Source organism: Streptomyces sp. NPDC048269 (assembly GCF_040652395.1).
GTDB lineage: Bacteria > Actinomycetota > Actinomycetes > Streptomycetales > Streptomycetaceae > Streptomyces.
This window is the reverse complement of record NZ_JBEZLW010000028.1, coordinates 34,373-59,684: the sequence shown is the minus strand read 5'-3', so window position 1 is coordinate 59,684 and position 25,312 is coordinate 34,373. Positions and strand designations below refer to the sequence as shown.

Sequence of the window (25,312 nt, the reverse complement as noted above, 5' to 3'; positions counted from 1 at the left end):
CCGATATGGCTCTTCATAAGACGAAGGACGCGGACGCCCCCGACGCCGACTCGGACGTGTTCGCGTCCGTCCTGAGCGGCCAGGTCCTTCCCAAGTACCGGATGCCCGAAGACCACTCGTCCACCGAGGTCGTCTACCAACTCATCCGCAACGAACTCCTGTTGGACGGGAACGCCGCGCAGAACCTGGCCACCTTCTGCACCACCTGGTCCGACGACGGCGTGCACCGCCTGATGAACGAGTGCCTCGACAAGAACATGATCGACAAGGACGAGTACCCGCAGACAGCCGAGATCGAGGCCCGCTGCGTCAACATCCTGGCCGACCTGTGGAACGCCCCCGCCGGCGCCACCGCGACCGGCTGTTCCACCACCGGCTCCAGCGAGGCCGCCATGCTCGGCGGCCTCGCCCTCAAATGGCGCTGGCGCGCCCGCCGCCGCGCCGCGGGCCTCCCCGCGGACCGCCCCAACCTGGTGTGCGGCCCGGTCCAGATCTGCTGGGACAAGTTCGCCCGCTACTTCGACGTCGAGCTGCGCCAGGTCCCCCTGGAACCCGGCGCCACCGGCCTGCGGCCCCATCAGCTCGCCTCGTACGTCGACGAGAACACCATCGGCGTCGTCGCCATCCTCGGCGTCACCTACACCTGCGACTACGAGCCCGTCGCCGACATCGCCGCCGAACTGGACCGGATCCAGGCGGAGCACGGCTGGGACGTCCCCATCCACGTGGACGGCGCGAGCGGCGGCTTCGTCGCCCCCTTCCTCCACCCCGACGTGGTGTGGGACTTCCGGCTCCCGCGCGTCGCCTCCGTCAACACCTCGGGCCACAAGTACGGGCTCGCGCCCCTCGGCGTCGGCTGGATCGTCTGGCGCACCGCCGACCTGCTGCCCGCCGACCTCGTCTTCAGCGTCGACTACCTGGGCGGCGACATGCCCACCTTCGCCCTCAACTTCTCCCGCCCCGGCGGCGAGGTCATCGCCCAGTACTACCTGTTCCTGCGCCTCGGCCGGGGCGGCTACCGGCGCGTGCAGCAGGCGTGCGCCGACAGCGCCCAGTACCTGGCCTCCGAGATCGCCGCGATGGGCCCCTTCACCCTCCTCTACGACGGCCGGGGCGCCCTCCCCGCCGTCTCCTACACGCTCAGCGACCCGGCCGGCGCGGGCTTCAGCCTCTACGACCTCTCCGACCGGCTGCGGATGCGCGGCTGGCAGGTGCCCTCGTACCCGCTGCCGGCCGACCGCGACGACACGGTCATCCAGCGCGTCCTCGTCAGGCACGGCGTGACCCGCGATCAGATCGCCCTGCTCGTCGCCGACCTGCGCCGGGCGGTGGAGCACCTCACGGCTGCGCCCCCGCCCGTGCCGGCCGCAGAACCCCGGTCCGGCTTCCACCATTGAAGCGGCTCCCGCTCCGCCTACCAGCGCATGCCCAGTGCGTTCAGGGCCTCGACCCGCTCGGGGGTGAGGGAGGCGGCGCGGGAGCGTTGGTTGGCGATCCAGGAGCCCAGGCGCAGCTCCTGTTCGCCGACCGGCTCCACATGCGTGCGGGGGACCCTGAGGTGCCGTTCGCGGGCGTGGAACCGCTGGGCAGCCTCCAGATGGTCCGCCCACGCGGCGGCGTGACTGCGGCGTGGCGGCGGACGTTCCGCCTCCGCCACCGGGGTCATCCCGAGGGTGTGCTCCAGCAGCCAGCGCTGCGCCCAGGACAGCCGCTCCCAGCTCAGCCGCTGGGTACGGACCCACCCGCCCAGGTCCTCGCCCTGCACCACCACCTCGCCAGGTGCCAGGGGGAGACCGCCGCCCGCGTCCAGGTGGACCCGGGTCAGGTGGAAGGCGCGCTGCCAGGAGATATCCCAGGCGGGACACCAGGAGGCGTCGATCGCCTCCAGGGCCTCCCGCCGCTCCGCGGACAGGGCCCCCGGCCCCTCGCGGCGGGCCGCGGCACGCTGGTTCTTGACCCACACCCCGACCGGGGCGCCGCGCCAGGTGGCCTCCACCGGCGGCAGCAGATGGCCGTGTTCCGCCGCCCAGGCACGGGCCACCGCGAGCCCCTCCTCGAAGGCCACGTCGAAGTGGCTCCACACCATGCCGAGTCCGTCGAGTTGCGCCACCCGCTCGCGGCCCAGCGCGCCCCGGCGGTACGTGCGCCGCGCGTCCGCGATCCACTGGCCCAGCGGGAACCGGGCCAGGCCGGGGGGCCACGCCCCGTCGCCCGCCGGCACCTTGAAGCCGAACGGCACCTTCAGGTCCCCGGCCGTGGCGGCGTAGATCCGGGCGGCCTCGACACCGCGCCGCCAGTGCTCGTGCTCCGGATTCAGCACGCGCAGCCGGACGAACGCGGCCAGCAGCGCGGGATCCCGGGGGGTGGAGAAGCTCAGCAGCGCCTGCGCACCGCTCCGCGCGCCCGAGGCCGCCGCCGTGGCGGCCGTCCGGCTCGGCGTCTGCGGCTGGGCCAGGGACTCGACCAGGCGTGAGTCGTGCGCCCGCAGCGCCTCCAGCAGCCGCGCGAGGTCCCCGTACGCGCGCGAGGTGAGCATCGTGTCCGGTGTCTCGTCCGGCCCCAGCAGTACGGGCACCACGAGCGAGGCGACCTTCCCCTCGCCGGGCCGGATCCGCAGCGCCCGCCCGACCGCCTGCACCAGATCGGGCATGGAACCCCGTACGTCGGCCCAGTAGACGGAGTCGCACTCCTTGGTGTCCACGCCCTCGCCCAGTACGCGGACACTGCCGAGGAAGGCCTTCTGGGCGATCCGGCCGTCCGCGAACGCGCCCAGCACCCGCCGCCGGTGGGCCGCCGTGTGCTGCCCGCACAGCCAGTCCGCCCAGACCGTACTGGGGTACACCGGGTGCGGCCGGCGGCTCGTGAGCCGCAGCCGCTTCGCCACCGCCGGGAGCCCGGCCGCGAAGGCCTCGGCCTCCTTGGTCAGGTGGTGGAAGACGAGCGTGCGCCGGAACCCCTCGTGGGCGGCCGCCTTCACCAGCGCCGTCTGCAGCGCCGCGAGCCGCGCCCCGCGCACCGCGTCCGAACGCCCGTCCCGGCCCAGCAGCACGGCCGCCTGGAACTGCGGATCGGTGACGTCCACGCACACCACCCGGTACGGGGCGCAGATGCCGCGGTCGATGGCCTCGGACAGCGACAGCGTGTAGCAGCGCGCGCCGAACGGCCCCCGCGGATCGTCCTCCATGGACGCCACGAGTTCGCCGCGCCGCCGCGGACCGGCACCCTCGCCGGGCGTCTCCTCGCCGTCCTGCCACACGCGGGGCGTGGCCGTCAGGTAGAGCCGGCGCACGGCGGGGATCCGCGCGTTGTCGTGCACCACCGCCCAGGGTTTCCCGATCCGGCCCGACGTCCGGTGCGCCTCGTCGACCACGATCAGGTCCCAGCCCGGCAGCCCGGCGAGATGCGCGCGCTCGACGGTGCCCATGCCCAGCGAGGCGTACGTGGCGAACACCGTCACCCGGTCCACCGACGGGCCGCACCAGCGGGCCAGTTCGGCCGGATCGGTGGTCGTGGGCACGCCCGCGTCCTCCCCGCGCAGCGAGCACACCCCCAGCGACCGGCCGGTGCGGCCGCCCTCCCGCCATGCCGCGACGGTCTGCACCAGCAGGTCCAGGGAGGGCACCAGCACCAGCACCCGCCCGGCCCGCAGCTCCTCGGCCGAACGGACGGCGACGAGGGACTTCCCCGAGCCGGTGGCCATGATCACCTGGGTGCGCAGCCCGCTCGCGGGTACCCGGCCCCCGGCGGGCAGCTCCAGCGCCCGCACCACGGCGTCGACGGCCTCGCGCTGGTGCGGGCGGAGATCCTTCCTCGCCATGTGTGTCACCCCCACCCCTGTGATCGGCCGGTTTGCCTCCTGGCCCTATCCTGCCCCCATTTTGATGCAGGAGGCGGGAAAGCCGGGAGCGACTCCGGCCGATGCCGAGCGGGGCTGCGGCCACGCGGGGGCGGCGGCTACCGCGCCCCGAAGTTCTGCGTCCACCAGGGACCGCCCGCGCCCTGGTGGATGCCGATGCCGATGTCCTTGAAGGAGCAGTTGAGGATGTTCGCGCGGTGTCCCGGGCTCTTCATCCAGGAGTCCATGACCGACTGCGGGGTCTGCTGGCCCCTCGCGATGTTCTCCCCGTACGTCGACCAGCGGTAGCCGGCGGCGGTCGTCCGGGTGCCCGGGTCCGCGCCGTCGGGGTTGGTGTGCGAGAAGAAGTCCCGGCCGGCCATGTCGTCGGAATGACCCTGGGCCGCGGCCCGCAGCTGCGGGTCCTCCTTCAGCGGGCCGCAGCCGGCCGCCGCCCGCTCGGCGTTGACCAGGGCCACGACCTGGCCCGCGGCGCCCTGCGGCGGGGCGGGAGCCGGGGCCGGCGCCGAGGCCCGCGGGGTCGGAGAGCTGCTGCGGCTCTTCGTCGGGCTCGCCGACGGGCTCGGCGAGGCGGAGGCCGACGGCGACGGGGAGGCTGAGGGCGAGGGGGACGCGGAGGGCGAGGGCGACTCCGCGGGGAGCGCGGACTCGGTCGCCGAGAGCGCGGCCAGCGGGGGCGGGGTGGCGGCCCCGCCCGCCTTCGCACCGCCGGAGCCGGGCAGTGTGCCGAGGTACACCAGCCCGCCGCCCGCGACGCAGGCGGCGAGAACCGCGCCGCCGATCACCCGGCGGCGGTTCTGCTTGCGCCTGCGCAGCGCGCCCCGCCCGCCGCCCGCCGTCGTCCCGTCCGTGGCGAGGTGGGACACCGTGTCGGAGAAGTCCGCGTCGGCGCCGTCGGCGTAGGCGGAGCCCGCGGGGGCGAAGTCGGCCGCCCCGGCCGAACGCACCCCTGCCAGCAGTGCCGCCGATACGGGAACGAGGGCCAGACCGGCCAGCAGCCCCTCCGCCGGAACCAGACCGCTCCACAGGCCGGAGCACCGTACGCATTCACGCGCGTGCCGGGCTATTCGCTTGCGCCACAGGGCCGAGGGCTGACCGTCCCAGCCCGCCACGAGCGTCCGCAGCTCCTCGCACACCGGCTGGGCGCCCAGGGCCCGTTCCACCACGCGCGCCGATTCCAGCTGCGCCTTCATCCGCTGCACCCGAACGGCGGTGTGCTGCGGACTCAGCTCCAGCGCGGAGGCGACCTCGGCCCGGGTCAGCTCCCCGGCGCACTCCAGCCACCACAGCGAGAGCAGCGCCCGGTCGTCGGGCTCCAGCCAGCGCGTGGCGCGGGCCGTCTCGCGGCGCTGGCCCGCCAGGTTCAGGCGTACGACCGTGAGGTCGACGAAGTCGGCCCCCGGGTCCGCGACCTCGCCGGCCGCCTCGAGGGTGCTCTCGCCGAAGCCCCTCTGCCGGGCCTGCCAGTGCGCCCGTACGCGGTTCATCGCGATCGCCACCAGCCAGGACCGGAAGCTCTCGTCCGCGCGCAGGCCGCCCAGCCCGTCGAGGGCCCGCAGCATCGTGTCCTGCACCACGTCGTCCACGTCGACGGACCCGTTCAGGGCCCGCCCGACGATGTTGTAGACGAGCGGCAGATAGGCGCTGATGAGGTCGTCCTGCGCGCGGGGATCGCCCGCGCGGGCCGCTGCCACCAGCGCTGCCGTGTGCTGAGTGCTCATGTGATGTTCCCTGTCCGTACCGGCGGTCGATGATGCCCAATGCCTGGGAGACCGTCGAGAGGGGCCTCGATAACACTTATCCGGAATTCTTGTCGCAAGACGATTCCGCTGCCTCCTCCGGAACGGAAGGCCGCGGGTAGCGCCTGGCCGAGGAGTCCCCTTGGGCCAGCCGGCGCAACGCCGCCAGCATGGCATCTCCCAGTACGGTGCCCACAACCACCCGCTCCACCATGTCCTCCGGGTCCTTCCCGCGCGCGACGAAGGTGAGGTCACACCCCGCGATCCGCTCGGCGGCGGCCGCGAACTCGTCCAGGAAGTCCAGATGGTCCCCGTGGCCCACCGTCAGCAGGGAGGCCTCGGCGGCGGCCAGGGCGCGCGCCGAGGGGTGGTCGGCCGGAACCTGCCAGCCGCGCCGCGCGATCCAGGTCCTCGACCAGCGCCCGGGCGCGTTCCCCGCTCTCCGCGTCGGCGTCGGGTGGGAAATCGGGGTCGACCGTACTGGCGGCCGCGCCGAGCAGGTCGTGCACCGGCCGGCCGCGGTCCTCCAAACCGGGAAACCCCGCCCGACAGCAGCCTGTTCGCCGTGATGGGGGCGACGATCGTCGTGCTGTGGCTGGCCGCGCTGCTCATCGCGATGGTGCTGTGGCGCCAGCCGCTCGCCGACCGGGCCACCGTTCGGGCCATCCAGCTCGGTTCGGCCGTCGGGCTCGCCGGCCTCGCTGTCGGCTTCCTGATGGTCCGGCCCACCGGGGCCCAGCTGGCCGGCCAGGTCACCGACACGGTCGGCGCGCACAGCGTCGGCGTCCCGGACGGCGGCCCGCACCTGCCGGTCACCGGCTGGGCCGCCAGCGGCGGCCACCTGCGGATCGCCCACTTCGTCGGGATGCACGCCCTCCAGGTGCTGCCGCTGCTGGCGCTGGCCCTGACCTTCGCGGCCGGGCGGTACGGCTGGGCGGTCCGCGCGGTGGTGCGCACGCGGCTCGTCCTGGTGGTGGGCGCCGGTTACGCCGTCCTGGTGGCCCTGACCACCTGGGCCCTGCGAGAGCAGCCGCTGACCTCGCCGGACGCGGCGACGCTGGCCGCGGCGGCCGGACTTGCCATCGCCATGGTGGTGGGAGTGGCCCTCGCGTTGCGCGGCGGGGCCGCCGGGGCCGGGAGGGTCACGGTATCCGCGTCGGCGGTCGGGCGCTGATCAATGGGGGCGCTGATCACTGTGGGGCGCTGGTCGCTGTCGGAGGCTGGTTGCTGTCGGAGGCTGGGCGCCGACGCGCGCCGACCCGTCGGGTGTTGACCACCGCGCGTGATCACGGGAGCCTCTACTGGCGCAGCCGGAGCGCCGGCTCCACCCTTTCGCCCGCGCACGTCGAGTCCTGGCGCGACCTCCTGACAGCCTCTACGGCACTCATCACCAGCGGCGTCACAGGCGCGCTGTCACCGAGCAGCCGTGACGCCGTACTGGCCGCCGCGCACCTCGTACACGAGGCCGGCGGGCACCTCTCGTACGACCCCAACTTCCGTCCCCGGCTGACCGGCCGGGCCCGGGCCCGGGCACTGCTGGCCGCCGTCGCCCCGCTGACCGCACTGCTCAAGACCTCGTGCCCGGCCGACGCGCTCGCCCTCCTCGACACCGGCGACCCGCGCACCGCCGCCGCCCGCTGCCGCGCGCTCGGCGCCCGGACGGTCGTGGTCACCGCGGGCGCCGACCGGCTGTTGCTGGACGACGGTACGCACGCCCGGTACGAGCCCGTGCCCGTGAACCCCGCTCCCGTCGACGCGACCGGAGCCGGGGACTGCCTCACCGGCACCACCACCGCCCGGCTCGCCCTCGGCGACAGCCTCGCGGACGCGGTGGCCTACGGCGCGGCGGCCGCCTCCCTGTCCGTCTCCGGCCGCGGGGGCACCGGGCGCGTCCCCGCCTTCACGGAGACGGCGGCGCTGGCGGCCGCGCACCGCCGGATCACACGGAGTCGAGCAGCGCCATCTCCTCGGCGGTGAGACGCACGGACCCCGCGGCGATGTTCTCGACCAGGTGGTCCGGGTTCCCCGTGCCCGGGATCGCCAGGACGTGCGGGCCGCGGTTCAGCGTCCACGCCAGGCGCAGCTGGGCCGCCGACACGCCGTGGGCCTCGGCCACGGTCCGTACCCGGGGGCCGTCCTCGGCGGTGACCCCGGCCTCCTTGCCCGCGCCCGCGATCGCGAAGAACGGCACGAAGGCGACGCCCTGTTCCCCGCAGCTGTCCAGGAAGGCGTGGTCCTCGGCCGGGGACCCGATCCCGTACGGGTTCTGCACGCACACCACGGGAGCGATGGCCTGCGCCTCGGCGAGGTGGTCCGGCCGGGCATTGGAGATGCCCAGGTGCCGTATCAGCCCGGCCGTACGGAGCTCGGCGAGCGCCCCGAAGTGCTCGGCGATCGACCCGGTCGTCTCGCGGCGCGGGACCCGCAGGTTGACCACGTCCAGGTGGTCCCGGCCCAGCTGGCGCAGGTTCTCCTCCACCTGCCCGCGCAGCCGGCCGGGCTCGGCCCACCACCACTCCCCGGCCGCGTCGCGGCCGGGCCCCACCTTGGTGGTGATGACGAGGTCCTCGGCGTACGGGGAGAGCGCCCGGTTGATCAGTTCGTTCGCGGAGCGCAGCGGGGAGAAGTAGAAGGCGGCGGTGTCGATGTGGTTCACGCCGAGCTCGACGGCGCGGCGCAGCACGCCCGTCACCCGCTCGCGGTCGCTGGGGGAGCCGTCGGCGAGCTGAGTCAGCCGCATCGCGCCGAAGCCGATCCGGTTGATGGTCAGGTCGCCGAGCTGCCAGGTACCCGCCGCGGCGGCGGTGATCGTCTCTGAGGTCATCCGCCGACCGTATCGGGCTCGGCGACCCAGCCCGCGGCGAGGACCAGCCGGGAGGCCCGGTGGCCGGCGAGGAAGCCGAAGGGCCGGTCGAACCGGACCTCGGCCGGGCGGGCCGGTACGTCGCGCGGCGTGCGGCGCCCCCGGCTCGCGCCCCGACGGCGGTGACGGCCGCGGCCTCGAACCCCGCCGCGTGGAAGCGGGCCGGCACGGACTGCCGGGCCGAGCCGATCGCCAGGGGCTCCGAACTGATGCCGGGGAAGTGTCCTTGGTCCGCGTCGGCGGCGGTCTGCAGCCCGAACAGCGGGGCGAGGTCCAGCAGATCGTGTTCGGCATGCAGGGAGAACGCCACGGTCTCGATGCGCAGCTGGGGCTGCGGACCGTAGGAGTCCACCGTGCGGACCGTGAGGCCGGGACCCGCGTTTCCCTCGGGGAGTGAACTGCCGTTCAGCGACGGGACGGTGCCGGTGACGGCCGCGCTGCCGGTTTCCAGTACCTCGTCGACCGGCGCCGCCGGTTCGCCGAGGAGCAGGTGCACGTCCACGTCCTCGGTGCCGGCCACATCCAGGACGGTGACGGCTCCGGGCCCGGCCCCGGCCCCGGCCCCGGCCCCGACCCTGGCCCCGGTCCCGACCCTGGCCCCGGTCCCGGCCGAGGCCCCGGTCCCGGCCGTGGCCCGGGCCCCGGCCCTGGCCCCGACCCTGGCCCCGGTCCCGGCCGTGGCCCGGGCGACGCGGACACCGTCCGGTGCGGGGGTGGTGCGCGACATCCGTTCGAGGTTCCGCCCCGCCCAAGGGCCTCGTCCGGCCCGGCCGGTCATCACCCGGAAGGGTTCCTCCCACCGCATTCGCAGGACGAGCGCCGAGGCCAGGATCAGCTTGACCTCCTCCTCGGCATCCTGCAGCAGAGCGATCGACATGCGGTCGATCAGGCCGCCCGTCCGGTCCGACGCCCACCCGTCCAGAGCCTCGTGGTCGGTGTCTTCGGCTCCGGTGAGGAGGCCCCGGGCGCCTGCGGGGAGCTCGCCGACCACCGCTCCTCGAGCGGGAGCTCGGCCTTGATCCACAGCTCCGTGGCCGCCTGGAGGCCCCGTACGCCGGCCGGCCCGGTCAGCAGCTCCCGGGCGTCCCCGGCCGCGGCCTCGGCGGGTATGCCCAGGGCCTCCGTCAGTTCGGCGCGGGCCGGCCGCCCGAGCCGTCCGCGAGCACCGCGAGGAGCGGCCAGACCCCGGCCGCGGTGAACACCGTGCCCGAGTCCCCGGCCGGGGCATGTGCGGCCCAGCGCTTCGTGAGGCGGTTGACCGCCCGTACCGTCGCGTTGTCCATGAGGCGCGAGCGTATGTGGAGGGCACCGCCGGGCCGGGCTGATTTCCGCGGCCCGGCGGCGCCGGTGGGTGGGGTGGGCGGGGTGTCGGTCAGTGGGGCGGGGCGGGGGTGTCGGTCAGCGGCCGCGCAGGCCGCGGTCGATGGCCGTCATCAGCTCGCCGTCTGCGGTGTCCGCGTCCAGCGACCAGAACATGGCGCCGCCCAGGCCCTGTTCGCGGATGTAACCGGTCTTGGCGCGCAGCACCTGCGGGTCGTCGTAGGTCCAGAGGGTAGCGCCGTCGAACAGCCAGGCGTGCCCGCCCCGCCGGTCGCGGTAGACCTTGTAGGTTCCCGAGTCGGCCAGCTTCTTGAGCGCCTTGTAGTCCTCGTACCCCGCGGACCAGGTGGCGGGCGCCGGGCCCGTGGCGGGCTTCCCCATGCCGTCCCCGCCGCCTCTGACGCCCGTCCAGCCCTGCCCGTAGAACGGCATGCCCACCACCAGCTTGTGCGCGGGCGCGCCGCGCCGCCGCCAGGCGTCCACCGTGCCGTCGACGCTGAAGTCGCCCCGGGCGTGCAGCGCCGACTGCTGGGCGGTGATGGGCTCGCCGGAGACGTGGAAGTCGTAGCCCTGGAGGGTCACGAAGTCGAGGTCGCGCATGATCCGGGGGACGTCGAAGCCCGCGTCGATCTTGGATGGGGCGGCCGGGGCGAAGGCGGTCAGCTCGTACGCCGGCTTCTTGTCCCGGTTCTTGTTCTGGCTCCGCGCGTACGCGTCGAGCTGCGTGCGGAACTCCCTGACGAGCGCCGCGAAGTTCTGCTTGTCCTCGGGCCGGAACGTCGTGTCGGCGTCACCGGCGGAGCCGGGCCACTCCCAGTCGAGGTCGATGCCGTCGAACAGGCCGGCGGCAGCGCCCGCGCCGCCGCGGGTGCCGTCCTGCGGCAGATTGCCCTTGATGTAGAGGTCGATGCAGGACTCGACGAGGGCCTTGCGGGAGGCGGGGGTCAGCGCGGCGTCCGAGAAGTGCGTGGACCAGCTCCAACCACCCAGTGAGATCAGCACTTTGAGGCCGGGATGCCGGGCCTTGAGCTCGCGCAGCTGGTTGAAGTTGCCGGCGAGCGGTTGCTCCCAGGTGTCGGCGACCCCGTCGACGGAGTTCTCGGCGTCGAGGGGCCGGACGTAGTCCGCCCAGGCGTCGGCCTCGCCGGGCACGTTCCCGGTGAAGCACTTGCCCTCCGGACTGACGTTGCCGAAGGCGTAGTTGACGTGGGTGAGCTTGTCGGCGGAGCCGTTCGCCTCAAGGTCCTGGACCTGGAAATCCCGTCCGTAGACGCCCCATTGGGTGAAGTAGCCGACCTTCCGGTATGAGCGGCCGTGTCCGCCCGCCGCATCGGCGTCCGCGTCGGCGGTGGCGGTGGGTGCGAAGGCGGTCAGCAGGGAGAGGGAGCAGGCGGCGACGGCCAGCCTGCCGAGCATGCTGCGGCGCATGGGCTTCCTTTGCGGATGCGGGAGCGGGGCGTGAGCGCGTGCGCGGTGCATGCCGGAAACTATTGGTCTGGACCAGAGCGGTCAAGGGGGCGGCTGGAACTCGGGATCCGTCAGGGCAGGCTCCACTGGCCGACGTCGTCGGCGAGGCCGCCGTTGAGGGCGAACTGGACGGCCGCCAGGCCGGCGTCCTTCGGGATCCGGAAGGTGACGAAGCCCTCGGCCGAGCCGCCGGGGCTGAGCGTCACGGTGTCGGGGAAGGAGGGCCCGGCCGTCGTGGCGGTGTTGAGGCCGGCGAACCGCTTCCCGGCGGTGTCGAGCAGGTGGGCGGCCGCTGCGGGGGACTCGTTGTAGTCGACGGTCCCCGTGTTCTCCAGCCGGAACCGCGCGGCGAGCAACCGGGTCGAGTCGTCGGGCGCAGGGCCCTGCGGGCCCTGCGGGCCGGCCGGGCTCGCGGGGTCGACCACCCGTACCAGGGTCACGTCGAGCCGCTGGCCGGGCTCGTTCCCGGCGAGTGGGACGGTCTCGCCGGATCCGTCGGGGCCCGCGCCCACGAGCGCGGGACCGAGGAGCGCGGCCGCGGCGAGGGCGCCGCGCAGCCGGAGTCGCCGCGGCACCTGAGCCGGTGCTCGGCCGCCGGGCACGCAGAGCCCTTCTGATCCACCGATCACCCTGTCCACGATCCTCCCCGCCCTGATCTCCCGCGATGTCCGGTGTCTCAAGGGGCGGATGGCGACTGGAGCGGCCGCGGGCGGACCACCCCGCTCAACATCGCTCTGACCAGCAAGAACGAGTCGCTGATCGACTTGCCGACGGAATCCGGCGTCCACAGGGCTGAAAAACTTTCACCTGGTTGATCGAAGAATTTGGTGGATCTTCGGCCCGAGCCGTGTCATCGTTGGTCCCACCGAAGGGGTGTAGCTCAGCTGGTCAGAGCGCCGGTCTCCAAAACCGAAGGCCGCAGGTTCAAATCCTGCCGCCCCTGCCACATCGCGCAGCGTTGCCGAACGCCCGGGCGGGAGCTCAGCTCTCGCTTGGGCGTTGCTGTTTCCCCGAAGCCTGCCGGATGACGTTCGCGCGTGCGTCCTGGCGTGCGCACGCGGTGAGCTCTCCGAGCTCCCCCGCTGCTCTTGGCCGTCCGCTCTTCGTTGTCCGCTCTTCGTTGTCCGCTCTTGGTTGTCCGCCGCACGGTGGTCGCGGCTGTTGTTCGCTGAACGACGTCATGGGCCGGATGACCGCCCGCGCCGTGACGCGGACGGCCGGAACGGGGCCTATTCGACCCCGGCCTCCTGGTAGCCGTACGGGCGGGTGATGAGCTCCATCCCATGGCCGGCCGGGTGCGTGAAGTAGACGCCGCGGCCCCCGTCGTTGTGGTTGATCTCGCCGGGATGCTTGCCGTGCGGGTCGGCGAAGTACGCGACCCCCGCGCGCCGGATCTTCCCGAAAGCCACGTCGAACTCCTCCTCGGAGAGGAGGAACGCGTAGTGCTGCACGGTGATGGACCCGGCCGGGATGGTCGCGAAGTCCAAGGTGACGCCGTTGGCGGTCTCCACGGGGATGAACGGTCCCCACTCGGTCCCGATCTCGAGGCCGAGGATGTGTGCCAGGAATTCGGCGGACTCCCGGTTGTCACGGGAGTGGATGATCGTGTGATTCAGTGCGACTGACATGGGTGGATGCCTCCGAAAGGCATGTCGCGGACACCTCCATGCCTCACCCGGCCGGTGACCGACACGCGATGCCGCGTTCACGATCCTAAGCACGGGTTCCGGGCGAAGTCCACCGCACACAGGGCGCCGACCGTCGGCCGGCGCCCGGCATGGGTCGGTCACGAACCGCCGTACACCGCCGTGACGTTGTCCTGCGCCGGGTGTGTCCGCCCGGCCGGTCCCGCCGCGAACACCCGCAGCAGGTTCTCCGTCACCCGGGTCGTCAGCGCGCCGCAGCGCGCGTCCAGGCCGTGGTTCGCGCCGCCGCGGCCGTCGCCCTTCGCGTCCAGGGCCTCCACCCACCGCATCGTGCCGGTTGCGAAGACCCCCGCCCCGCTCGGCACCGTGTAGTACGCCGTGTCCTGATGGCTGGGCCGGCCTTCGCACACCACGGGGGAGTGGGCCAGGATCTCGATCGGCCGGGGCGTCGGGAAACCGGTGTCGACCTTGTCGTACTCCACCCCCACCAGGTGCTCGAAGCGGTCGCCCGCCTTGGCGCCCGTGCCCTCGAAGAGCCAGTGGCCGGGGTTCGTCACCACGTACGGGGCGTCCACCGGGTAGCCGTCGTAGATCACGCCGAGCAGCGAGCTCTCCGGGTCCGCGCCGGGCGCGGAGCGGAAGTCCCCCGTCGCCGGGTGGCCCCGCTTGAACCCGGGGTCCTGGTCGTAGGACGACTTGTAGCAGACGACCGTGCGGTCCGGGCCCAGCTCCGAGGCCTCCAGCCGGATGCGGCGGAAGCAGCAGTTCGCGCCCAGGATCGCGATGTTCGTACCCGCGTCACGGGCGGCCGTGACGTGCGCCCGCTGCTCGGGCGACCAGTACTCGTCGTGCCCGAGCGAGAGCACCGCCGAGGCCCCCTCCAGCAGCCGCCTCTCCCGGGCGACGTCGGTGGTCGTCGCGAAGGCCAGGGGGATGCCGAGCCGCTCGGCGAGCGCGATCAGCGGGGCCTCGTACACCAGGAACAGGCCAGCGCCGTCGTCGTACTGGTACGGCCGGTCGAAGGTAACCGAGAGGGAGCGCGCCGCGTAGCCGCCGCTGGGCCCGTCGTAGCTGCCGTAGCCGCCCCACCGGTTGTAGGCCTGCCAGGTCGCCACCGCGTTGACCACGACCGTACGGCCTGTCGTCGCCGCCGACCGGACGGTGACGGGCACGAAGCGCTGGCCCTCGCCGCCCTGCGCGTCGAGCCGCAGCAGGTAGCAGCCCTCGGGCCAGTCCTTGGTGTCGATCGAGGTGGTGCGGGCCCACCGGGTGCGGACCATCCGCGTACCGGAGTCCACCGTGTGCTCGGGCTGCCGGACCCCGGGCAGGGCCTCGGAGCGCCACACCAGCCGGGCCCGGGCTCCGCCGTACCAGCCCATCCGGTAGGCGGAGACGGTGAACCGGGGCGCGGTGGTGGACACGTACAGCCCGAAGGACTCGCCGGGCAGGACGCTGACCCGGTCCGCGAAGCCTTCGATGGCCCGGGCCGGGCCGGCCTTGGTCACCGGCCAGTCGGGGTGCCCGGACCGGGCGTTCTCGGCCTTGACGTCGAAGGCGCCGGGCTTCGCCGCCGATGGCTTCCCAGCCGCCGCCTCCGTCCCGCCGGCCGGGTTGCCGCCCTGCCCGTCGCCACCGCCGTCCCCGCTCGCGCAGCCCGCCACGGCACCGAGCCCGGCCGCCGTGGCCGCGCCCGTCGCGATCGCGAGAAACCGCCGCCTGCCTGCGCCTTCGCCATCCCCGGCTATGTGCTCCTGATCCATGGAGGGCACGTTATGTCACCCTTGGGCCATACCTCCCACCGGCTCGTGATCTATGCTGACCCACCTGCCGTGCACGGCACCAACTGACTCCGGGAGCAAGCGACATGACGTACAGCGGCGCACACGGCCTGGGCACGGTCCGGCAGCTGTGGCAGCTGCTGGAACCGGTCCACGCCCTCGTCTACTTCGCGCCCGAGAGCTACGAGGAGGCCACGGGCCTCGGCTACGCCACGGACGAGCGGTGGCCCCTGTACTTCGCCTTCCGGGCCGCCCCGCTCGGCCCGGCCGGCGCGGACCTCGTGAGCGCCCTCTTCTACACCTTCAGCCCGAGCATGGTGCGGCGCTACGTCGCCCACTCCTGGCAGCCCGCCCCGCCGGCCCGGGTCCTCGCGGGCCGCGCCGCCGCCACCGAGCGCGCCCTGCAGGCCCTGCTGGGCGAGCGCACCGCTTCCCCGGACCTGGCCGAGGCGGCGCGCCTGGCCCGCCGGGCGGCCGAGGCCGCCGACACGGCCGGACGCCCGCTGGCCGCCGCCAACGCGGCGCTGCCCTGGCCGGAGGCGCCGCACGCCGTGCTCTGGCACGCCGCCACGATCCTGCGCGAGCACCGCGGCGACGGCCACATCGCCGCCCTTCAGGCCCACCACCTCGACCCGGTCGAGTCCCTGGTCCTGCACTCCGGCGCCGGAGCCGCCCCCGCCGAAGCGTTCGCGAACCGAGAGTGGCCCGGGGACGAGTGGAGCGCCGCCCGCGACCGCCTCGTCGCCGGGGGCCTGCTGGCCGAGGACGGCACGGCCACCCCGGCGGGGCTGGCGCTGCGCACGGCCGTCGAGAAGCTCACCGACGAGCTCGCCGCAGCCCCGTGGTCCGCGCTGACTCCGCAGGAAGTGGCCCGCCTGGCCGAACTCCTCCTCCCGCCCGTCCTCGACATCGTCGGCGCCGGGCTCCTGCCGACCCAGGGCACCCTGGGCATCGGTATGAAGTACGACTACGAGGGCTGAGCCGAGCCGGCCCGTCGGTCGACGTGCTCGCGGGAGCGGTCGATCACGCGCGCCTCCACGGCGCCGGCCCCGACCGAGGGGAGTCACCCGTGAAGTACGCCTTTTCCACGCTAGGCCTGCCCGGAACACCGCTCGACCGCAGCGTTGCCCTCGCGGCGGCCCACGGGTTCGACGGCCTGGAACTGCGCGCCCATGCCGAGGAGCCCCTGCACCCCGGCAGTCCGGCGGCCGAGCGCGCCGCGGGACTGCGGACCCTCACCGCCGCGGGAGTCGTGGTCCTCGGCGTCGCCGGGTACGCCAAGGTGGCTGCCGCCGGTGCGGACGCGCCGGTTCTCGCCGAACTGCGCGCGCTGGTCCGGCTCGCCGCCGACCTCCGAGCGCCCTACGTACGGGTCTTCCCGGGCGGCGGCGACCTGCCCGAGGCGGCCGCCGACACCAACGCCGTGCGCAGGCTCCGGGCCGCGGCGCCCTTCGCGGAGCGGCTCGGTGTGCGGATCCTGCTGGAGACGCACGACTCCCACCGGACCGCGGCCGCCGCCGCGCGCGTCCTGGACCGGGTCGCGCATCCGGGCGCGGGCGCGCTGTGGGACGTACTGCACACCTGGCTCGGAGGCGAAACGCCGGAGCGGTCGCGGCGGGCCCTCGCCGCGCACCTGGGCTACGTACAGGTGAAGGACGTGGCGTCGGCGCGCGAGCTCACCCCGCTGGGACTCGGCGCCGGAGTGCTGCCGCTGGCGGAGGCGGTGGCCGCCGCACCGCGCGACGGCTGGCTGTGCTGGGAGTACGAAAAGCGCTGGCACCCCGAAGCCGCCGACCTGCCGGGCCAGCTCGCGCAGGGCCGGGAGTACTTGGCGCGGCTGGTGTCGACCGGCGCCCCGGCGGTTCAGGTATAAAACCGCCGGACGGCCCGGGCGGCCGGCCGCCGGTGGGCCGTGACGCTGCGGCTGACGGGAACGGCGTGGCGGCCGCGACGTCCTCGTGGTGGACACGGGTGTCCACGCCATGGATCGCCGCTTTGGTCTCGGCGAAGGTGGCGGAAGCCGTCACCGCGTACGGCAAGGCATACGGGGCGTGTGGGTCGCGCCGGGCGGCGCCGCTGCGGCGGGAAGTTGCTGCCAAGGGGAGTGGTCGCCGCCGGCGACGCGCTGATCGCCCCGGGTGTCACGCGCCGTCTGATCGCGGAGTTCGCCGGGCGCCCCGAAGCTGCCCCGGCAGGCTCCCCACGGCTGGTCGAGGGCATCACCGAGCGGGAACGGGAAGTTCTGACCCTGGTCGGGCGCGGCCGGGTCGAACACCGAGATCGCGGAGGACCTCTTCGTCACGGTGGCCACCGCCAAGTCGCACGTGTCGCGCCTGCTCACCGAATTGGGCGCCCGGGACCGGGTTCAGCTCGTGATCACCGCCTATGGGATGGGCCTCGTCACGCTGTCCGGCTGAGCTGAGCTAGGGGCGGATGGTCAGGCGGGGGAGCAGGTCCAGGTGCTGCCTGGGGGGCTCCTCGGGAGCCCCGGCCGACAGGCGGTCCAGGAGGAGGGCTGCCGCGCGGGCGCCCACCTCGTGTTTGGCCGGGGCGACCGCCGACAGCGGCACATCGGCCATACCGGCCACCTCGTCGTCGTACGTGATCACGGCCAGGTCTTCGGGGACCCGCACACCGCGCGCCTGCAGCCGCGGGATCAGCATGATCGCGTCGGTGTCGCTGTGGATCAGGGCCGCGGTCACCCCGCCCGCCTTCACCGCGTCGCACAGGTAGTCCAGCGTCCGGGCGAACAGGTCCGCGTCCGAGAGCCGGCCCGGCCCGGCCGGCGGCCACGGCGGGGCGGGCTCCAGCCCGAGCGCGGCCACGGCGGCCTCGTACCCGGCCCGAAGCCGCGCCGTGGTCGGCGTGGACCGGCTGGCGAGCGCGATCCGGCGGTGCCCCATACCCACCAGGTGCTGCACCGCCCGGGCCGCGCCGTGGGCGTGGTCGGAGGACACCCGGTCCAGCTCCGCCGCCGGATGCCCGGGCGGGGCCCACCGCTCCACCAGCACTGTGGGAACCGGGAGTTCCGCCGTCCAGACGCCCTCCCCGGGTCCGGGCGCCCCGGTTTCCCAGTTCGGGGTCAGCAGCAGCCCGTGCGCGCCCGTGGACAGCAGCCGGTCCGCCTGCGTCCGGTCCTCGCCGGGCAGATACCGGGTCAGCCCCACCGTCAGCCGCGCACCCCGTGCCTCCACGGCGGCGCGGGCCCCCCGTACGACATCGGCGTAGTAGTACTCGGTCGTCGGGACCACCATCCCGATCACCAGACCTTCGCCGCCACCCGCCCCGGCGCCCGCGCCTGCCCCGGCGCCCGCACCGCCCGGCGCGCCGGTCTCCGCCGTGCCCGGCCGGCCGGCCGCCGGGGCCCGTCCCGCCTCCACCCGGCTGATCACCCCGTGCATCCGCTGGATCTCGCCCCGCGCCGCCATCGCCTCGATGTCCCGCCGCAGGGTGACGGGGGAGACGCCGAGCTCCCGGGCCAGATCCGCCACGCGTACGCTGCCCCGCTCCTCGACGAGCGCGAGCACCTGCGCCTGGCGCTGGTCTACGTGTGGTCTCAAGGTGTCCCCCTGCGGTCTGCGCCCTGGTCTGTGGTCGACGGCTGCGGTGGCCGGCCGTGCGCGGTATGCGTGTGCGGTAGGCGTGAGCGGTCTGCTGGTAGGTGCTGCGCAGCCATCATAGGGAATCGATCCGATCGATTCGATCGATTCGATCAACTTGTCATTGACGGCGCGGTCGATGCGTTCATATATTCGGCGGAGTCCCGCACCTCACGGCAGCATCTCGACCTCTCTCGGGAGTCAGCGCATGCTCACGCACGACCAGGACGGATTCCGCCGAGCAGACCGCCCCCACCGCATCGTCTCGGGGGCCATGCACTACTTCCGGATCCATCCGGCCCTGTGGGAGGACCGGCTGAAGCGGCTGCGCGCGATGGGTGCGAACACCGTGGACACCTACGTCCCCTGGAACTTCCACGAGACCGCCCCCGGCAAGGCCGACTTCACCGGCTGGCGCGACCTCGGCCGGTTCCTGCGCACCGCCCAGGACGTCGGGCTTGACGCCATCGTCCGCCCCGGCCCCTACATCTGCGCCGAATGGGACTTCGGCGGCCTGCCCGCCCGTCTCCTCGCGGTCGACGGCCTCCACCTGCGCTGCTCCGACCCGCGCTTCCAGGCCGAGGTGGACGGCTGGTTCGACCTCGTCGTCCCCGAGCTGCTGCCCCTGCTGGCGAGCCGCGGCGGCCCGGTGGTCGCCGTACAGATCGAGAACGAGTACGGCTCGTACGGCAACGACACCCGCTACCGCGCCCACGTGGAGCAGGCTCTCGTCGAACGCGGCGTCGACTGCCTGCTGTTCACCGCCGACGGCCCTGAGGACGCCATGCTCCAGGGTGGTATGCTGCCCGGCCGGCTCGCGACCGCCACCTTCGGCGCCCGGCCCGCCGAACGCCTCGACGTCCTGCGCCGCTACCAGCGGACCGGCCCGCTCGCCGCGATGGAATTCTGGATCGGCTGGTTCGACCACTGGGGCGAGGACCACCACGTCCGCGCCGTCGAGGACGCCGCCGACTCGCTCGACGAACTCCTCGCCACCGGTGCCTCCGTCAACCTCTACATGGCCCACGGCGGCACCAACTTCGGCTTCTGGGCGGGGGCCAACCACACCGGTTCCCGCCCCGGAGAGCCCGGCTACCAGCCCACGGTCACCAGTTACGACTACGACGCGCCCATCGGCGAGGCGGGTGAACTCACCCCCAAGTTCCACGCGTTCCGCGAGGTCATTGGCACGTACGTGCAGCTGCCCGACGGACCGCTGCCCGAGCCGCAGCCGCGCATCACCCCCGCCCTCGCCACCCCCGCGGGCACCGCGCGACTGCTGGCCGCCCTCGAAGTTCTCGGCGGGCCCCCGGTGCTGCGCCCGGCTCCCGAGCCGATGGAGCGGCTCGGCCAGAGCCACGGGATGATCCACTACCGCACCACCGTCACCGGCCCGCGCCCCGCGATGCCCGTCAAGATCGACGGCCTCGGCGACCGCGCGTACGTCTTCGCCGACGGAGTGCCGCTGGGCGTACTCGACCGCAACGCCCCTGACGAGGGGCTGGACCTGCCCGTCGGAGAGGCCGGCGTGGTCCTCGACCTCCTCGTCCGGGCCCAGGGCCGGGTCAACTACGGGCCGCTCCTCGACGACCGCAAGGGCATCTGGCGCGGCGTACGCCACGGCCACCAGCAGCTGTTCGAGTGGGAGATCCGCCCGCTGCCGCTCACGGACCTCACCGGACTCGACTTCGCCGTGGACGCCGACGACGGCGAGGCCCCTGCCGGAGGCCGTGCCCAAGCCCGTGCCCAAGCCCCTGCCGAAGCCCGCACCGGGACCCACGCCGGCCACCCGGTCTTCCACCGCTTCACCCACACCCTCACCGGCGCACCGGGCGACGCCTTCCTGGACATGTCCGGCTGGGGCACCGGCCTGGTCTGGCTGAACGGCTTCCTCCTCGGCCACCACGACACCCCGCGCGGCCCGCAGCGCACCCTCTACGCGCCCGGCCCCCTCTGGCGCACGGGCAAGAACGGGACCAACGAGATCATCGTCCTCGAACTGGAGCGTCCCGGCACCGAACTGCCGTTGCGCGACCAGCCCGACCTCGGCCGCCCCACGGTCGTCACCCTGCAATGACAGAGGATCCCCTTCCACGGACAACGCCCGGCCGGTGCCTCCTACACTGATCCCCGACGGCCGGTCAGGCATCGCACCAAAGCGGAGGCAGGAAACACATGCGCTATCTCTCCCTGGGCAGTTCGGGTCTTCAGGTCTCCGCCGTCGGGCTCGGCTGCAACAACTTCGGCGGCCGACTCGACGCCCAGGCCACCCGCGCCGTCGTCGACGCCGCCCTCGACGCGGGCATCACCCTCCTCGACACCGCCGATATCTACGGCGGCCTCGGCGGCTCCGAGAGCCACCTCGGGCAGGCCCTCAAGGGCCGCCGGGACCAGGTCGTCCTCGCCACCAAGTTCGGTTTCGCCGGCATGGACATGAAGTACGGGCCCGCCGCCGGCTCCCGCGGCGGCCGTGCCTACATCCGGCGGGCCGTCGAGGAGTCCCTGCGCCGCCTCGGCACCGACCACATCGACCTCTACCAGCTGCACAGCCCCGACCCGGCCACCCCCATCGCCGAGACCCTGGCCGCGCTCACCGAACTCGTCGCCGAGGGCAAGATCCGCTACATCGGCCACTCCAACCTCACCGGCTGGCAGCTCGCCGAAGCCGCCCACGTCGCCCGCGAGACCGGCTCGGTGCCCTTCGTGTCCGCGCAGAACCAGTGGTCGCTGCTGGAGCGGTCGGCCGAGCGCGAGCTCGTTCCGGCCGCACTCCACTACGGCGTCGGCGTGCTCCCGTACTTCCCGCTCGCCAACGGCCTCCTGACCGGCAAGATCCGGCGGGGCGCACCCGTTCCGCCGGGCTCCCGCCTCGAAGGCCGCGACGCGTACCTCACCGAGGAGCGGCTCGACGTGGTCGAAGCGCTGGCCACCCTCGCCGAGAAGCACGGCCGCAGCGTCCTCGAACTCGCCATCGGCTGGCTCTCCGCGCAGCCCGGCTGTGCCTCCGTCATCGCCGGAGCCACCTCGGTGGAACAGGTACGTGCCAACGCGGCCGTCGCCGACCGCCCGCTGGAGGCCGAACTCCTCGCCGAGATCGACGCGATCGCACCGGGCGCCACCGCGTGACCGGTGAAGACACGAGCGGCATCGACGTGTTCGACGTCGAGCCGCTGCCCGCGGCGCACCCCCTGCGCAGCGCCCCCCGCCTGCCGGCGACCCCGCACCTCGGCTACGTGACCCGGGCCAACTACGCCACGTACTACGGCGAAGCCGTCGAGGACATCCAGGCGTTCCTCGACGGCTCACCCGTCCGCGTACTGTCCTGAACCCGCCCGGGGTACTTCCGCTCGGAGCGCCTCCCCTCAGGAGGTGATGTCCTTGCGGGAGAACCCCCGGAAGGCGAGGGCGAACAGCACCACCGCGTACGACACCGACACCGCCGCCCCCTTGACCATCCCGCCCCACTCCAGCTGCGGCTGCAAGGCGTCCGCCCACGCGAACTGCCAGTGTGCCGGCAGGAACTCGCGCCACGACCCGAGCGCGGTGACCGCGTCCAGCACGTTCCCGACGATCGTCAGCCCGACCGCGCCGCCCACCGCGCCCAGCGGCGCGTCCGTCCGCGTGGACAGCCAGAACGCCAGTCCCGCCGTCACCAGCTGCGACACGAAGACGACGGCGACCGCCAGCGCGAGCCGCGGCACCGTGTCCGCGACGGGCAGCGCGCCACCCGTCGGGAGCTTCAGCGGCCCCCACCCGTACGCGGCCGTGCCCGCCGCCAGCGCGACCACCGGCAGCAGCACCATCGCCGCCAGGCTGAAGCCGAGCGCCACCACCAGCTTGCTCCACAGCAGCCGCGCCCGCGGTACCGGCGAGGCCAGCAGATAGCGCAGCGAGGACCAGCTCGCCTCCGAGGCGACCGTGTCCCCGCAGAACAGCGCCACCGGCACCACCAGCAGGAAGCCCGCGGACACGAACAAGCACGTGGCGGCGAAGTTCGCGCCCGAGGCCGTCGCCGTGTCGATGAGGGTGATCCGGCCGTCTCCGCCGCTGCGGCTCCCGGGGCCGCCGCCCACCGCGAACGCGATGATCAGGATGAAGGGCAGCGCGGCCAGCACGCCGCCCATCACCAGCGTCCGCCGCCGACGCCACTGCCGCGACGCCTCCACGCGCAGCGGCAGGGTACGGCTCGCCCGGTAACCCGTGGCCACCTCTTGTGCGACGTCCCGTACGACGTCCGCCTCCACCGTGCTCATGCCGAACCTCCGATCAGGGTGAGGAACGCGTCCTCCAGCCGGCGGTGCGGTCCCACTCCGGCCACCGGCACCTCCAGCCGTACGAGTTCGGCGATCAGCCCGGCGGCCGTAGCGCCTTCGAGCCGGACGAGGAGCCCGTCATCGGCGGACACCACGGAACCGACTCCCTCCAGCGCCGCGACCTTCTCGACGGTCGTCTCGTCCACCGGCTCCGCCAGCGTCACCAGCAGGGTGTCCCCGCCGCCGGTGATCTCCGCGACCTCGCCCGCCTGCACCAGCCTGCCGCGGTCCATGACCACCAGGTGCGTACAGGACTGCTCCACCTCCGACAGCAGGTGGCTGGAGACGATGACCGTCCGCCCGCCCGCCGCGTAGCGGATCATCACGTCCCGCATCTCCCGGATCTGCGGCGGGTCCAGACCGTTCGTCGGCTCGTCGAGGATCAGCAGGTCCGGCATCCCCAGCATGGCCTGCGCGATCGCCAGGCGCTGCCGCATGCCCTGCGAGTACGTGCGCACCGCGCGCTCCAGCGCGTCGCCGAGCCCCGCGATCTCCAAGGCCTCCGTCATGTGCGAGTCCCCGGCCGGGCGGCCGGTGGCCTGCCAGTACAGCTCCAGGTTCGCCCGGCCCGTCAGGTGCGGCAGGAATCCCGCACCCTCCACGAAGGCCCCGACCCGCGACAGCACCGGCGCCCCTGCCCGCACCGCGTGCCCGAACACCCGGATCTCCCCGGCGTCCGGCGAGATCAGCCCCATCAGCATCCGCAGGGTGGTGGTCTTCCCCGCACCGTTGGGCCCGAGCAGCCCCAGCACCTGCCCCCTCTCCACCCGGAACGACAGGTCCCGCACCGCGTACCGGTCCTCCGCCTTCGCGTAACGCTTCGTCAGTCCGGTGATCTCCAGCGGTACGCCGGCCAGCGCGGCGTCCGGCTGCGGTACGCCGCCCCGCGCCCCCGCGGGCCCCCGGCCGGTCCGCCGGATCCCCAGCAGCGCCGCGGCCAGCAGCGCCGCCCCCAGCGGCAGCCCCCACGTCCAGGCGGGCAGCCCGGCCGAGGCGGTCCTTACGTCCGCGGCGACGGGGACGGCCAGGGGGCTCTGTGCCGAGACCGTGTAGGTGGCCGGTGCCGCCGGGGTCGCGTAGCCGAGATCGGTCGCCGCGACCACCAGCCGCAGCCGGTGGCCGGCCTCGACGGCGTGGTCGATCGCGGGCAGCCGCAACTCGACGGACCTGCCCTGCTGCGCGTCCTCCACCCGCACCGGGGCGACCAGCTGACTCGGCAGCACCTGCTGGCGGCCGTCGGGCCCGACGTCGTACACCTTGCCGAACAGCACGGCCGAGCCGTCCGCGGCCGTCGACCTCACCTTCAGGGTGACGGTCGGCGTCCCGGTGATCCGTACGCCCTCGGCCAGCGGCTCCGACTCGAAGCGGGCGTTCTGCCCCGGGAAGTCCAGCGAGAGCCCCGCTCCGAAGGCGGCGAGCTGCCCGCCGATGCCGGGCAGCGAGGACAGGGCGGGGGGCGCGCCGCCCGCCGGATTGGCGAAGCTCTGCTCACGGCCGGCCAGCGCGAACCGCTCGGGGCGGGAGGTGAGCCCGGGGTACCGCTCGCCGCTCGCGCCGCGCATTTGCACCTGGCCGTCGGTGGAGTCGATGCCACCGGATCGCGAGACGCGGAACGCCGGGCCGGTGTCGGCGCCCTCGTCCCCCTTGAGGTAACGGTCGAACCAGGCCGCGACCCGGGCCTCGGCCCGGCCTGCCTCGCGCATGCCCCCGTCGTGCCCGCCGGCCGCCCAGTCCACCGAGACGGGCGCGCCGTTCGCCGCGATCGCCTTGGCCATGGCGTCGGCCTGGTCGAGCGGGAAGAGGGAGTCGTCCTGGCCCTGCACGATGAGGGTCGGCACCTTGATACGGGCCCCTACGGCCGACGGACTGCGCTGCTCCAGCAGCGCGCGGGCCTCGGCGTCGGGCTTACCGGCGACCGCGACCCGCTCGTACATGGAGCAGAGCTCCGGCTGGAACCGCCCGCAGCCGGGGGCCGCTTGCGGGTCGGGTGCCTGTGGTCCCGGCGGGGCGGGCTGCATGCCGCCGGACGAGCCGGTGGTGAAGAAGACACCCGCCCAGAGCTTCTTGAAGACGCCGTTGGGGAAGAGGGAGTCAGCCAGGTTCCAGTAGGTGATCTGCGGGGCGATCGCGTCCACCCGCCGGTCGTACCCGGCCGCGAGCAGGGAGACCGCGCCGCCGTAGGAGGCACCGGACACGCCGACGCGCGGGTCGCCGTCCGCGTCCAGCTGCACCTCGGGCCGGGTGGCGAGCCAGTCGATGAGCCGGGAGACGTCCCTGACCTCGTACTCAGGGTCGTTCAGCCCGATCCGGCCGCCGGAGCGGCCGAAGCCGCGCGCCGACCAGGTCAGGACGGCGTACCCGTCGCGGGCCAGCCGCTCGGCCTGCGCGCGCACATCGTCCTTGCTGCCGCCGAAACCGTGCCCGAGGAGCACGGCGGGACGTTTCCTCCCCGCACCGTCCCCGCCGCCGGCCGTGAAGTACGAGGTGTCGATCGAGGCGTCGGGCACGTCCAGCACGGTGTCCTGGCGGTGCACGGCGGGCGCGTCGCCGGCGTCGGCCGCGGCCGCCGCCAACGACGTGCCGGCTCCCGCGACGACGGCGAGCGCGGCAGCGCCGGCGAGCAGCCGGTCCCGGCGACGCCTGGGCAGTCGGAGCTTCATACGGGAACCCTAAACGCCAGGTGCCCCCGAGCCCGAGCGCCCGCAGGGGGATGTCCCCACCTTCCCGAGGA

The 25,312-nt window shown here is 73.9% G+C and carries 19 protein-coding genes, 1 tRNA gene and 2 pseudogenes; 10 read left to right on the top strand and 12 right to left on the bottom strand.

Annotated elements, in window-relative coordinates; all coding sequences use genetic code 11:
• Positions 1–5: 5 nt before the first annotated feature.
• Entirely contained in the window at positions 6–1,397 is a 1,392-nt protein-coding gene (locus AB0D48_RS25785; protein WP_362401443.1) for a glutamate decarboxylase, read from the top strand.
• Between the two features lie 17 nt (positions 1,398–1,414).
• Here AB0D48_RS25785 and AB0D48_RS25780 read toward each other — a convergent pair whose 3' ends face one another.
• From AB0D48_RS25780 to AB0D48_RS25770, 3 genes are all read right to left on the bottom strand, one after another.
• A complete protein-coding gene (locus AB0D48_RS25780; protein ID WP_362401440.1) occupies positions 1,415–3,817 on the bottom strand; it encodes a Helicase associated domain protein in 2,403 nt (800 codons plus the stop codon).
• A 137-nt stretch (positions 3,818–3,954) separates the two neighbouring features.
• Positions 3,955–5,577, bottom strand: coding sequence for a sigma-70 family RNA polymerase sigma factor (locus tag AB0D48_RS25775; RefSeq protein ID WP_362401437.1), 1,623 nt, complete (start codon positions 5,575–5,577; stop codon positions 3,955–3,957).
• A gap of 76 nt (positions 5,578–5,653) precedes the next feature.
• The gene (locus AB0D48_RS25770; RefSeq protein WP_362401434.1) at positions 5,654–5,917 is read right to left on the bottom strand and encodes a hypothetical protein; all 264 of its coding nucleotides are present in this window, start codon (positions 5,915–5,917) and stop codon (positions 5,654–5,656) included.
• A 243-nt stretch (positions 5,918–6,160) separates the two neighbouring features.
• Here AB0D48_RS25770 and AB0D48_RS25765 point away from each other — a divergent pair, with 243 nt between their 5' ends.
• Together AB0D48_RS25765 and AB0D48_RS25760 are read left to right on the top strand one after the other, a co-directional pair.
• Positions 6,161–6,769, top strand: a complete 609-nt coding sequence (locus AB0D48_RS25765; protein WP_362401431.1) for a hypothetical protein — start codon at positions 6,161–6,163, stop codon at positions 6,767–6,769.
• Positions 6,770–6,864: 95 nt separating this feature from the next.
• Positions 6,865–7,572 carry a PfkB family carbohydrate kinase gene (locus tag AB0D48_RS25760; protein ID WP_362401428.1) on the top strand — a complete coding sequence of 236 codons (708 nt, stop codon included), beginning with the start codon at positions 6,865–6,867 and terminating at the stop codon, positions 7,570–7,572.
• On the opposite strand, the gene AB0D48_RS25755 is transcribed toward AB0D48_RS25760, so the two are convergent.
• The gene (locus tag AB0D48_RS25755) at positions 7,535–8,419 is read right to left on the bottom strand and encodes an aldo/keto reductase (RefSeq protein ID WP_362401425.1); all 885 of its coding nucleotides are present in this window, start codon (positions 8,417–8,419) and stop codon (positions 7,535–7,537) included. The genes AB0D48_RS25760 and AB0D48_RS25755 overlap by 38 nt on opposite strands.
• Before the next feature lie 259 nt (positions 8,420–8,678).
• Here AB0D48_RS25755 and AB0D48_RS25750 point away from each other — a divergent pair, with 259 nt between their 5' ends.
• On the top strand, positions 8,679–8,855 hold the full coding sequence (locus AB0D48_RS25750) for a hypothetical protein (RefSeq protein ID WP_362401422.1): 177 nt from the start codon (positions 8,679–8,681) through the stop codon (positions 8,853–8,855).
• Positions 8,856–9,582: 727 nt separating this feature from the next.
• On the opposite strand, the gene AB0D48_RS25745 is transcribed toward AB0D48_RS25750, so the two are convergent.
• The 3 genes from AB0D48_RS25745 to AB0D48_RS25735 form a co-directional block, all read right to left on the bottom strand.
• Complete coding sequence (locus AB0D48_RS25745; protein ID WP_362401419.1) at positions 9,583–9,741, bottom strand: hypothetical protein; 159 nt, start codon at positions 9,739–9,741, stop codon at positions 9,583–9,585.
• A gap of 115 nt (positions 9,742–9,856) precedes the next feature.
• Positions 9,857–11,206: a glycoside hydrolase family 18 protein gene (locus AB0D48_RS25740; RefSeq protein ID WP_362401416.1), complete on the bottom strand. Its 1,350-nt coding sequence runs from the start codon at positions 11,204–11,206 to the stop codon at positions 9,857–9,859.
• A 110-nt stretch (positions 11,207–11,316) separates the two neighbouring features.
• Complete coding sequence (locus tag AB0D48_RS25735; protein WP_362401413.1) at positions 11,317–11,874, bottom strand: hypothetical protein; 558 nt, start codon at positions 11,872–11,874, stop codon at positions 11,317–11,319.
• Between the two features lie 240 nt (positions 11,875–12,114).
• Here AB0D48_RS25735 and AB0D48_RS25730 point away from each other — a divergent pair.
• Positions 12,115–12,191, top strand: a tRNA-Trp gene (locus AB0D48_RS25730).
• Positions 12,192–12,474: 283 nt separating this feature from the next.
• Here AB0D48_RS25730 and AB0D48_RS25725 read toward each other — a convergent pair.
• Both AB0D48_RS25725 and AB0D48_RS25720 read right to left on the bottom strand, forming a co-directional pair.
• Positions 12,475–12,873 (bottom strand): VOC family protein, encoded by a 399-nt coding sequence (locus AB0D48_RS25725; RefSeq protein ID WP_362401410.1) that lies wholly within the window; start codon positions 12,871–12,873, stop codon positions 12,475–12,477.
• A 158-nt stretch (positions 12,874–13,031) separates the two neighbouring features.
• A complete protein-coding gene (locus AB0D48_RS25720; RefSeq protein ID WP_362401407.1) occupies positions 13,032–14,651 on the bottom strand; it encodes a N,N-dimethylformamidase beta subunit family domain-containing protein in 1,620 nt (539 codons plus the stop codon).
• A 104-nt stretch (positions 14,652–14,755) separates the two neighbouring features.
• Between AB0D48_RS25720 and AB0D48_RS25715 the strand changes: the two genes are divergently transcribed.
• The 3 genes and pseudogenes from AB0D48_RS25715 to AB0D48_RS25705 all read left to right on the top strand — a co-directional run.
• Entirely contained in the window at positions 14,756–15,649 is an 894-nt protein-coding gene (locus AB0D48_RS25715) for a hypothetical protein (RefSeq protein WP_362401404.1), read from the top strand.
• 89 nt (positions 15,650–15,738) lie between these two features.
• Entirely contained in the window at positions 15,739–16,542 is an 804-nt protein-coding gene (locus tag AB0D48_RS25710; protein ID WP_362401401.1) for a sugar phosphate isomerase/epimerase family protein, read from the top strand.
• A 231-nt stretch (positions 16,543–16,773) separates the two neighbouring features.
• Positions 16,774–17,086, top strand: a pseudogene (locus AB0D48_RS25705) (LuxR C-terminal-related transcriptional regulator); the annotation flags it as partial.
• A 6-nt stretch (positions 17,087–17,092) separates the two neighbouring features.
• On the opposite strand, the gene AB0D48_RS25700 reads toward AB0D48_RS25705, so the two are convergent.
• A complete protein-coding gene (locus AB0D48_RS25700) occupies positions 17,093–18,229 on the bottom strand; it encodes a substrate-binding domain-containing protein (protein ID WP_362401398.1) in 1,137 nt (378 codons plus the stop codon).
• 247 nt (positions 18,230–18,476) lie between these two features.
• On the opposite strand from AB0D48_RS25700, the gene AB0D48_RS25695 reads away from it, so the two are divergent.
• On the top strand, positions 18,477–20,345 hold the full coding sequence (locus AB0D48_RS25695; protein WP_362401395.1) for a beta-galactosidase family protein: 1,869 nt from the start codon (positions 18,477–18,479) through the stop codon (positions 20,343–20,345).
• Positions 20,346–20,443: 98 nt separating this feature from the next.
• Positions 20,444–21,594, top strand: a pseudogene (locus AB0D48_RS25690) (aldo/keto reductase).
• A 36-nt stretch (positions 21,595–21,630) separates the two neighbouring features.
• Here AB0D48_RS25690 and AB0D48_RS25685 read toward each other — a convergent pair.
• Together AB0D48_RS25685 and AB0D48_RS25680 are read right to left on the bottom strand one after the other, a co-directional pair.
• Positions 21,631–22,521 (bottom strand): ABC transporter permease, encoded by an 891-nt coding sequence (locus AB0D48_RS25685; RefSeq protein WP_362401391.1) that lies wholly within the window; start codon positions 22,519–22,521, stop codon positions 21,631–21,633.
• The gene (locus AB0D48_RS25680; RefSeq protein WP_362401388.1) at positions 22,518–25,241 is read right to left on the bottom strand and encodes an alpha/beta fold hydrolase; all 2,724 of its coding nucleotides are present in this window, start codon (positions 25,239–25,241) and stop codon (positions 22,518–22,520) included. The genes AB0D48_RS25685 and AB0D48_RS25680 overlap by 4 nt, the downstream gene beginning before the upstream one ends.
• Positions 25,242–25,312: the final 71 nt, after the last annotated feature.

Coding starts and splice junctions, on each gene's coding strand:
- AB0D48_RS25785 (WP_362401443.1), top strand. CDS start 6: ATGGCTCTTCATAAGACGAAGGACGCGGACGCCCCCGACGCCGACTCG.
- AB0D48_RS25780 (WP_362401440.1), bottom strand. CDS start 3,817: ATGGCGAGGAAGGATCTCCGCCCGCACCAGCGCGAGGCCGTCGACGCC.
- AB0D48_RS25775 (WP_362401437.1), bottom strand. CDS start 5,577: ATGAGCACTCAGCACACGGCAGCGCTGGTGGCAGCGGCCCGCGCGGGC.
- AB0D48_RS25755 (WP_362401425.1), bottom strand. CDS start 8,419: ATGACCTCAGAGACGATCACCGCCGCCGCGGCGGGTACCTGGCAGCTC.
- AB0D48_RS25745 (WP_362401419.1), bottom strand. CDS start 9,741: ATGGACAACGCGACGGTACGGGCGGTCAACCGCCTCACGAAGCGCTGG.
- AB0D48_RS25740 (WP_362401416.1), bottom strand. CDS start 11,206: ATGCGCCGCAGCATGCTCGGCAGGCTGGCCGTCGCCGCCTGCTCCCTC.
- AB0D48_RS25725 (WP_362401410.1), bottom strand. CDS start 12,873: ATGTCAGTCGCACTGAATCACACGATCATCCACTCCCGTGACAACCGG.
- AB0D48_RS25720 (WP_362401407.1), bottom strand. CDS start 14,651: ATGGATCAGGAGCACATAGCCGGGGATGGCGAAGGCGCAGGCAGGCGG.
- AB0D48_RS25715 (WP_362401404.1), top strand. CDS start 14,756: ATGACGTACAGCGGCGCACACGGCCTGGGCACGGTCCGGCAGCTGTGG.
- AB0D48_RS25695 (WP_362401395.1), top strand. CDS start 18,477: ATGCTCACGCACGACCAGGACGGATTCCGCCGAGCAGACCGCCCCCAC.
- AB0D48_RS25685 (WP_362401391.1), bottom strand. CDS start 22,521: ATGAGCACGGTGGAGGCGGACGTCGTACGGGACGTCGCACAAGAGGTG.
- AB0D48_RS25680 (WP_362401388.1), bottom strand. CDS start 25,241: ATGAAGCTCCGACTGCCCAGGCGTCGCCGGGACCGGCTGCTCGCCGGC.